The 2,165-nt window shown below is 40.6% G+C and carries 2 protein-coding genes; both read left to right on the top strand.

Features of this window, described 5'->3' with window-relative positions:
* Window positions 1-82 precede the first annotated feature (82 nt).
* Window positions 83-436, top strand: a complete 354-nt coding sequence (gene tnpB / locus ACVWXS_RS25840; protein ID WP_456960679.1) for an IS66 family insertion sequence element accessory protein TnpB — start codon at window positions 83-85, stop codon at window positions 434-436.
* Between the two features lie 63 nt (window positions 437-499).
* Window positions 500-2,083 carry an IS66 family transposase gene (tnpC, locus tag ACVWXS_RS25835; RefSeq protein WP_456960678.1) on the top strand — a complete coding sequence of 528 codons (1,584 nt, stop codon included), beginning with the start codon at window positions 500-502 and terminating at the stop codon, window positions 2,081-2,083.
* Window positions 2,084-2,165 lie beyond the last annotated feature (82 nt).

The raw sequence follows: 2,165 nt of genomic DNA, 5'->3' as shown, positions 1-2,165 counted from the left end.
AAACAACTAGTGCTGAAATTTCCTTCTTTAATGGCGTAGATGAGCGCATCATCCAAACGATCCTGAAGGAGTTGAATAATCAATGAAGCAAGATTTTACGAGCGTGCAGAACATCTACATTATTTGCGGTAAGACCGATATGCGTAAAGGTATCGACGGTCTCGCAGCACTCATTCAGGATTCTTTTAAACTCGATCCATATAGTGATTCCATCTTCTTATTTTCTGGAACGAGTAAAGACCGTTATAAATGTTTGTATTTTGATGGAGATGGCTTCGCCATACTTTATAAACGATTAGATAATGGCAAACTGCAATGGCCAAAAGATGAAAAGGAAGTACGTAACCTTTCACAAAAGGAACTTCGCTGGCTTTTAGAAGGTTTATCGCTTCAGCAGCCAAAAGCGATTACGAAATCTGCAAAAGGTGTCTTTTAAACTCACCTATTAAAATGGTATAATCATCCATAACTTATACTGAACGGAAATGTGGTGAATACAGTGGGTAACGTATCTTCTGACCAAAATGAACGATTCATTCAATTACTTGAGCAACAATTGGCTCATTCAAATCAGCAAAACAATGAACTGACAAAGAAGTTGGATCAATCATTGAAACAAATCGAAGTGTTAACAGAACAAGTTCGCCAATTAACAAAAGCTTTATACGGCTCTAAAACAGAAAAATCAAAGTATCAAGCACCGGACGGGCAAGGCTCTTTATTTGATGATGATCCGTCTTTTAATGAATCTGAGCACACAGAAGAACAAAGCACAGCGACGATTACTTACACTGTTAACCGTAAACTACATAAGAAAAAACGGAATGATTCTTTTCGTGATGGGATTGAGATAGAAGAAATTCACCATCATCCCGCCAATACGCAATGCGATTGTTGCCTTGGTCAAATGACCGAAGCCGGTACAACTATTGCGCGTGAAGAAGCAAAATTCATTCCGGCAAAAATGATGCGCATCCAGCATATTGAACATGCCTACGAGTGCAAGCACTGTAAAAAGGATGCCACACAAAAAGCACAAATGAAACGTGGGAAAGCCCCACAAGCTGCCATTCAGCGAAGCATTGCGGGACCTACCGTTCTAGCAAAACTCATCTATGATAAGTTCATCCAATACTTGCCTCTTTACCGTCAGGTAAAGGAGTGGGAACGATATGGCCTGCTTACGAATGATAAGAACTTATCAAACTGGGTAATCCGTGCAGCTGAAGATTGGCTTCTACCGATTTATGAACAGATGAAGCAGACATTAACAGCAAAATCTGTTCTACATGTGGATGAAACCTATGCGCAAATAATCAATCGTTCAGACGGAAAATCCGGTCAATCGAACGCCTATAATTGGGTGTTCCGAAGTGTGCCAAGTCAAGGACCGATCATCGTTCTTTTTCAAAGTGCATTATCGAGAAGTCGTTCTGTACTAGTAGAATTTACAGAAGGCTTTAAAGGAACCGTGATTTGTGATGGTTATTCGGCATATGGTAATCTACCTGATGTCACGTTCGCCAATTGTTGGGCGCATGTGCGGCGTTATTGGCTGAAAGCCAATAGCAAAAACGGGCAAATTGGCGTGGATTACTGTGATCAACTGTATCACCTAGAACGTCAATTCAAGCATCTTTCACCAGGTAAACGCCGAAAAGCAAGGCAAAAACATTCAAAGCCGATTGTAGAGAAGTTTCTAAAATGGGTTGACGAATCGCCTTTCTTCGGGAAAAATGCGCTCGCAAAAGCAGCCGAATACACATTAAATCGTGTACACGGATTAAAGGCTTTTCTATACGATGGTCGAATTGAAATCGATAATAATCCAGCTGAAAATGCGATTCGTCCAAATGTGATCGGTCGTAAGAACTGGCTTTTCTCTGTTAGTGAAGCAGGCGCTAAAGCAAATGCGATCTGTTTAAGTTTGGCTGAAACGGCAAAAGCAAACGGCATCGATTTCTATCAATACCTAGTGACGTTAATGACAGAATTGCCAAATTCACCGATTCACCAACAACCAGAGATTTTAAATAATTACATGCCTTGGTCGAAAAAAATCCAAGTCACATGTGCAAAATAGCCATCTATCCGAAAAAAATAGGATAGATGGCCATTCGTCGTGCGTACCGAGAAGGTGCGCTTTTTTTATATTTCGGGCTTAC

The sequence above is a fragment of the Lysinibacillus sp. TE18511 genome, from assembly GCF_054062295.1.
This window is presented reverse-complemented; position numbering and strand designations above follow the sequence as displayed.